This window comes from uncultured Nostoc sp. (assembly GCF_964247315.1).
In the GTDB taxonomy this organism is placed as follows: Bacteria; Cyanobacteriota; Cyanobacteriia; order Cyanobacteriales; family Nostocaceae; genus Nostoc.
On sequence record NZ_CAXTTT010000211.1, the window covers coordinates 1 to 7,476 of the forward strand.

At 40.5% G+C, this 7,476-nt stretch carries 6 protein-coding genes; 3 read left to right on the top strand and 3 right to left on the bottom strand.

The features are described 5' to 3' along the window. Nucleotides 1-394: 394 nt before the first annotated feature. From ACFE93_RS33495 to ACFE93_RS33505, 3 genes are all read right to left on the bottom strand, one after another. The gene (locus tag ACFE93_RS33495; protein WP_375480259.1) at nucleotides 395-2,065 is read right to left on the bottom strand and encodes a phosphatidylglycerol lysyltransferase domain-containing protein; all 1,671 of its coding nucleotides are present in this window, start codon (nucleotides 2,063-2,065) and stop codon (nucleotides 395-397) included. Between the two features lie 88 nt (nucleotides 2,066-2,153). Next, entirely contained in the window at nucleotides 2,154-3,053 is a 900-nt protein-coding gene (locus tag ACFE93_RS33500; protein ID WP_375480261.1) for an alpha/beta hydrolase, read from the bottom strand. Nucleotides 3,054-3,212: 159 nt separating this feature from the next. After that, entirely contained in the window at nucleotides 3,213-4,166 is a 954-nt protein-coding gene (locus ACFE93_RS33505; RefSeq protein WP_375480263.1) for an alpha/beta hydrolase, read from the bottom strand. A gap of 155 nt (nucleotides 4,167-4,321) precedes the next feature. On the opposite strand from ACFE93_RS33505, the gene ACFE93_RS33510 reads away from it, so the two are divergent. The 3 genes from ACFE93_RS33510 to ACFE93_RS33520 all read left to right on the top strand — a co-directional run. Further along, a complete protein-coding gene (locus ACFE93_RS33510; RefSeq protein ID WP_375480269.1) occupies nucleotides 4,322-5,275 on the top strand; it encodes a lysylphosphatidylglycerol synthase domain-containing protein in 954 nt (317 codons plus the stop codon). A gap of 228 nt (nucleotides 5,276-5,503) precedes the next feature. After that, nucleotides 5,504-5,878 carry a hypothetical protein gene (locus tag ACFE93_RS33515; RefSeq protein WP_375480265.1) on the top strand — a complete coding sequence of 125 codons (375 nt, stop codon included), beginning with the start codon at nucleotides 5,504-5,506 and terminating at the stop codon, nucleotides 5,876-5,878. A 60-nt stretch (nucleotides 5,879-5,938) separates the two neighbouring features. After that, the coding region (locus ACFE93_RS33520) for a tetratricopeptide repeat protein (RefSeq protein WP_375480267.1) at nucleotides 5,939-7,476 on the top strand (1,538 nt) is incomplete at its 3' end.

Sequence of the window (7,476 nt, forward strand, 5' to 3'; positions counted from 1 at the left end):
TGCCTACCTTAATGGATTAATCTTTGCTCCCTAAATAAAAAGTGGGATGCTCCCATAATCTGTTACAACCGTGTAAAGTTGAAAAGTAAATAGACAATAATTTGTTTACGAAACTTTGTACACAGTTTCGTAAATTCGTGGATAATTAAGGGTTTAAGTTTAAATGCATAGGCGCTTCGCCTTCCTGTAGGGTAGGAGCGCAAAGTTTGGCTACGAACTTAGGCAAAGCTATATTTTGCGTTGCATACTTACCGGATATTCATATTTTATAGTACAATTGTATCATATAAATGCCCAGTTGTGTAGGCATCGCTTGATATATCTGTTCCTAATCCGCTGAAATATCCAATTCAGGGGAACAGCAAGGAACCAGCACATTATTTTTTTCGCACATTTAGGCTCCGGGTTTGAAATAATCGAAGAGGCGATCGCCTGAATCTGCACGAATTAATGCTACAACTACATCTGGTAAGGTGGCTAAACTGGGGTAAACCAAATAACGCGGTTCCCAACGAGGGCGGAATTTGTCTTTGTAAGCGTGCAGTCCCTTGAAGTTGTAAAAGCGATTCAAATGATCGTAAAGATAGTGCAATACTTTTTCCAAGCGGCGCGATTCGGGGTTGTCTCCAACTCCAGCAAGGGCAGAAAGACCAAAATTAAAGCTGTCGTAACCACCTTCTTTAAAATGCTGGAGTAAGGAAATAAATAGAAAGTCCATTGTGCCATTTTCAAGAGATGAGCGATGTCGCATCATGTCAATAGTCGCTTCGTTAAGTTGGTACTCCCGGATAATGTTGGCAAAAGCACTAATCTCACCTTCGGGATTATGCACCACAGCAATCTCGCACTCTCGCAGGTAAGCTTCGTCAAACCAACCCAAAGAAAATTGTTTTTCTGAACCTTGTGCCATTTTCAACCATTCATCACTCACAGGTTTGAGCCGATGCAATAAATCATTGGCGATGGGTGGTTGGTAAAAGTCGATTTGGTATCCTAGCTTAGTTAAACGACTGATTGATGGTCTAAAGTTTTTACCAGCTTTACCTTGTAATGTAAAACTTTTCAGGTCAACGATCGCTTCCTCTCCAATCTTGAGTACCTTATACCCCAACGATTTGTAAAGCTCAACATCATCAGGCATAGTTTGGTAAAAGCCAGGATACCAGTCATTACGCTGGCAAAACTGCCAGAAAGCAATAATTGTCTCTTTGCGGTCTTCAATCGGGCCGATGGGATCTCCCAAGGCGATCGCGCCCCGTCCTTTGGGAACATAAGCAATTACACTATTACCCGAAGGACTGAAATAATAACTTTTATCATTTAAGAGTGTCAGCGCTGCTAAAGAAGAACATCCATATTGCTCGACAATTTCTTTAGCTCTTTGTCGCTCATTTGTAGTTGCTAGATTCCGCCAAAACACAGGTTGCAACAGCATTACCATTGCATAAGTAATAGTACCTGCGGCAATAATATATATAGAATTAGCAAAAAATTCTCCAAATCGACTCTTTGGTTGCAGTCCCCAATTATCCTCGGTGAAGAACATCGCCAAAGTCTGAACTATCGCTTCACGCCAATTAAAATTCTCTGAAAATTTGCCGTCTAACAAATAAAATCCAATAGTTCCGTATGCTAGGGTAAATAATAAAGCGCCTATCAGTACTCTAACTCCCCGTGCGATGGAAGGACGGTCTGATTGCGCCGTGAAAAAATGGCGCATTAAGATTAATTGCACTAGCAAAACTCCAGAGAGTAGACTTTCTTCATAGTCCAGTCCCTTCAGCAAGTGGCTGCAAATGGAAATTACTAGTAGAGCAATGGTCAGTAACCAGGCTATTCTTTTTCGGCGTAATAAATTAGTAGCAAGTGTTAATAAAATAAATCCAGTCAATGCTGCAAATATATGACCACTGGCACGAATTTCAAATGGTAAAAATTCTTTCAACCAGTGAGTCCGCCCATACAGGTTAGGTGTCACGGCTGATAATAAATTTACTACTCCGACTAAACCTGTTAGGAAAACCGCACTCCAAAGTCCAATCCGAGTTTTTAAATTATTTGTCATTTGTCATTTGTCATTTGTCATTGGTCATTTGTCATTTGTTTTTGAGTTAAAACTCTTAACTCCTGTACAGACGCGATTAATCGCGTCTCTACTCTGACTTTTTAAATTGTTCTCCGACATAGGAGAGTGAATCTTTTAGATGTTTGTGAAAGTAGTTCCAGCCAATATCTGCACCAGACAAACCATGACCTCCAGGAAATGCATAAAATACGTGAGCAATGCCTAATTTATTTAAGGTTTCGTTGAAAGCTTTGGTAGAAGCTAGTAAATTAGTATCGTTCATACCCGCATCTAGATAAACACGCAATCGCTTCCTATCTTGAATTGATAGCTGTTGCACAATTTGTTGAGGACTATTTTGTGAGCCGCTGTCATCAGTAAAGTAACCGCTATGGCTAAACAAAATCTGGAAGTTGTTGAGATAGCGTAATCCAATATTAAATGCCCCCCATCCTCCAGAAGATAGACCTCCTAGCGCCCAAAACTGGGGTTCTTCCAAAGTGCGGTAGCGCGACTTGACAACTTGTACTAATTCTGAACCAATCAAAGTCCCTACTTTGCCATTCGGCCCATCAAAGTAATCGGGGTCGTATAAAGGGCTAGAACCGCGATTATCATTACCATCAGGTGTAATCACAATCGATAGCGGTAATTTTCCACTTTGATAAAGTTCATGCAATACGTCTAAAAGCGCGTATTTATTAGCGTAAGCACGAGCGTCATCATGACCACCGTGTAGTAAGAATATCACAGGGTAGCGCTTTTGTGGATTTTTGCTATAACTTGGGGGCAAAATCACGCCGTAGTTACGGACTGCACCCATTGCTTGGGAGTTAAAGGTTGCTAATTGAAACTTTAGCCCAGTAGTTGCCTCTTTTTTGGGTGGGTCTAGTTGTGGCGCACCTAAGATGAATACATAATAATAACCAGCAGTAGTAAGGAGTGCGATCGCTCCTACCAAGCTAATTAACAATTTAGAAATCTTCATATTTTTTAGCGTAAAAAAAATCACCTCCATTACAACTTACTAGAATTAATTTGCTGAAAAATAGTAGTAGAGTTTTTCACATTGATGTTTAAATATCAACGGCTTGGCAAAATAGTATTATTGCTACTAAGGATTAATTTTTTGAGTGTTTTTTTATGATTAATACTTAATTTTTTCAGCCATATTTGCTGTTTCTGAAGCTCGTCGAAATTGTTCGCCGACAAATGTCAATGAATCGGCTAAATGTTTCCGCCAGTATTGCCAAGTGTGACTGCCAGGAAACTGGCGAAATGAATTGTAAATTTTTAGCTGATTTAGGACTTTACTAAATCGCTCTGCTTCGCCGAGTTCATCAGTATCTGATGTACCCGAATCCAGATATATTTTCAGTTTTTTTTGAGCTTGTAAGGGAATGGTTTTAATATAAGATATTGGGCTATTTGCTGGGCCACTTTTATCTTTAAAATAGCCACTATGACTAAATAAAATTGAGAAACGATCTAGGTTGTGTAATCCGACATTGATTGCTCCCCAACCACCAGAAGATAAACCACCTATCGCCCAAAAATCTGGATTATTTATTGTACGATAACGGCTTTGTACAACTTTTACTAATTCATCGCCTACGGCTGTAGAGACTTTACCGTTAGGGCCATCGATATATTCGGGATCTTGGTAAGGGCTAGAGCCACGCTTGTCGTTGCCATCTGGTGTAATGATGATGCTGGGTGGCAACTTACCTGTAGTATAAAGTTGTTCTACAGTCTTGAGAGCTTGTCCTTTATTCTGAATAAACCAACTACTGGGATCACCATGTCCACCGTGGAGGAGAAAGATTACAGGATACCTTTGTTTTGAGTTTTGCTCATAGCTAGGAGGTAAAGAAACGCCATAAGTGCGACTTGCACCCATTACTTTACTATCGTAGCTTTCAATTTTATAGCTTAGGAGAGTCGCTGAGTTGCTAGTATTGCGCTGGATTGGAATCACGGAAGGTGTTGTTTGTAAATCTTGCTGTTGCGGTGGTTTTGCGACGACACCTTGGGAGAAATTACAGCCAACTAGGGTTAATACTGAAAATAGCAAGAAAATTTTAGATTGTTTGTAGTTCATCTTTGAAGGACATTGGTTAAACAGAGCATTATTGGGTAATTGATGCTTGCCTTCAAAAGCTTATGCAAATGATATGTCGATACTGTGTCAACAGAATGGAAACTTTGCGACTGGTTGTAAATTAAAAGTCAAGAGTTAGGATAAGTTTCTTCATGATGCTTAAAAAGCTGCAACTCAATTTTAGTTCTTTGTTTGGCTTGTTACTGCTGGTGCTTTCCCTGTGGGCGATCGCTAACGAATTACATCAGTATAATTATCGTGATATCGTCAACTCTCTAGCTGCTATTCCCAAAAGTCGTTTAAGTTGGGCAATTTGGCTGACAGCTTTGGGCTATCTAGTGATGATTGGGTACGATATGTTAGGTTTTAACTACATTAATCGTTCTTTAAGTTGGAATAAGATAGCTTTCACTAACTTTATTAGCTCTGCATTTAGTAATACCATCGGTTTTGCCTTGCTAACTGGCAGTGCTATCCGTTATCGATTTTATGCTAGTTGGGGAGTGTCAGCAGTTGCGATCGCTCAAGTAATTGCTTTCGCCAATTTTACTTTTTGGTTAGGGATGTTTGCTGTTGCAGGTTTATTGTTTCTCATCAACCCGTTAAAGATTCCTACTCAATTACATTTACCTTTTGCTACTGTGCGTCCCATCGGCGTAATTTTTCTGCTATTAGTTGCAGTTTATTTACTAGGAAGTATTTTTATTAAACAACCATTAATAATTCGTGGACATGAATTTCGATTTCCTTCTTTTAACATATCTTTGGCTCAAATAGCAATTTCTAGCTTTGACTGGATTTTGGCGGCGGCAGTTCTTTATGCTTTACTCCCTAGCAATATATCTTTGTCATATCTAGACTTTTTAGGCATTTATTTACTAGCGATGTTTGCAGGTGTGGTTAGTAATGTCCCTGGTGGTTTGGGAGTATTTGAAACTATAATTTTACTGATTCTTTCCTCTAAAGTTTCGGCGGCGGCAGTTTTGGGTTCAATGTTAGCTTATCGAGGAGTCTATTATTTCTTACCTTTGCTAGTAGCAGCAGGCTTGCTAGGACTTTATGAAATTAGATTTAGATCCAGGAATTTAAAAAATATCAATAAACTGTAAATTTCAGTTTTAGTATGAACACAAACAACAAGATCCTCGACTTCTCGAAAAAGTCGGGGATCTGAGGCTTTCAATATCTTCACAAATAGCGGTGAAAGTTCATAATTTTTGTTAAGGCGATCGCTAAACAAAGTTTATAATTTCTTCTGTTATTTGTTCTTTATTATCTGTTTAGAATCTGTTAGACTGAGAACCAGTAAGTAGAATCTCGTATATTTTGGGAAACTTATGGAGCCAGTATCGCTGACAGCAGCTGCGATCGCAACTTTGGTAATCACCAAAGCATTTGAAAAAACTGGTGAAATCATCGGCGAAAAGGCTTGGGATGAAGGCGAAAAATTGTTAGTTCTGCTCAAACGCAAGGAACCTAGCACGGCGAAGGTTATCGAACAGGCTAAAACGCAACCTTTAGATTATGGTCAAGCTTATTTTATTGGGCAGCAGGTAGAGGAAGCGGCAAAGAAAGATGATGAAATTGCTCAAGCTGTCGCAGCATTGGCTAAAGAAGCTCAACCGCAATTGACTCAAACTATTGAAAACTATAAAGGGATAATCATTAAAGGCGGAACTAATACTGTTTCTGGTAATACCTTTAACTTCTGACTACAGCCGCCTGAAGGGGAACGGGTAAAGTCAAATCTCTCTACTGAAATACCGCAAAATTTGCCCCTGAGTGGGGTGGTGGAATTTGTCGGACGTGAAGAAGAATTGCAAAATCTTCACCAACTTTTGCAGGATAATAAACAAGTTGCGATCGCCGCTATTGCTGGTATGGGTGGAGTTGGTAAAACAGAACTCGCCCTACAATATGCCATCAAGTACCGCGATACATATAACGGTGGGCTTTGCTGGTTGCTACCAAAAACTGGGGATGTGGGCATCCAAGTTGTGCAGTTTGCCAGAACGCAGCTTGATTTCAACCCGCCAGAGAATTTAACACAAGATCCTAAAGACAAATTACTCGCCCAAGTGCAATATTGTTGGCGGTGTTGGCGTGAGGGTGATGTGCTGCTAGTGTTGGATGATGTCGCGGAATATAAAGAAGTTAAGCCTTACTTCCAGTCGCTACCTTCTCGGTTTAAAGTGCTGATAACCACAAGGGAAAAATTACAGCCGCCTATAGAGCGATTAGACTTGGATTTGCTGAAACCATTGGTGGCAATGAAGCTCTTAAAATTGTTGGTGGGTAGAGAACGATTGCAACGTGACCCTTGGATTGCTAGAAGACTTTGTAAGCATCTCGGTTATTTGCCTTTGGGTTTGGAATTAGTCGGGAGGTATCTGTCGCTTGATGAGGATTTGTCTCTACCAGAAATCTTGCAACAATTGAAAGATGAGGGTTTGACGAATGAAGCAGTAGACGAAGCTCCACAAGAAATGACTGCTAAACTAGGCGTAGCTGCTGCCTTTGAGTTAAGTTGGCGGCGTTTGCAAGAAAACGCCCAAGTTTTAGGTTGTCTCCTGAGTTTATTTGCCTTGGCTCCAATTCCTTGGAAATTGGTAGAAGGAAATGAAGCTAAAGAGCAAAAAAAAGCTAAACGCGATCTGTTAAAGTTTTATTTACTCCAACGCAAAGGTGAGGAAATCTACCAACTTCATCCACTGCTGCGGGAATTTTTCCAACTGAAATTAAAAGGGTTATCTCAAGCAGAGGAACTCAAGCGATCGCTTTGTGAGGTAATGGTAGCAGTTGCTCAAGATATTCCTGAAACTCCCACACTTCAGCAAATCACGGATGTCACCCCTACCATACCTCATATAGCTGAGGTCGCGAAGAAACTGATTCAATACCTCAGTGATGATGATTTACCCTGGCCTTTTGTCGGTAACGCTCAATTTTATAATGGTCAAGGATTGTATAACAAAGCAGCACCTTGGTTAGAGCAGTGTCTAGAAATCATTAAAAAACGTTTGGGAGAAGAACATCCAAATGTTGCATCTATCCTCAACAACCTAGCGTTACTCTACAACTCCCAAGGCAGATACAGCGAAGCCGAACCCCTTTACATCCAAGCTTTGGCACTCTACCGCAAGCTGCTGGGTGAAGAACATCCAGATGTCGCACAAAGCCTCAACAACCTTGCTCAACTCTACAACTCCCAAGGCAGATACAGCGAAGCCGAACCCCTTAACATCCAAGCTTTGACACTCTACCGCAAGCTGCTGGGTGAAGAACATCCAGATGTTGCACAAAGTCTCAA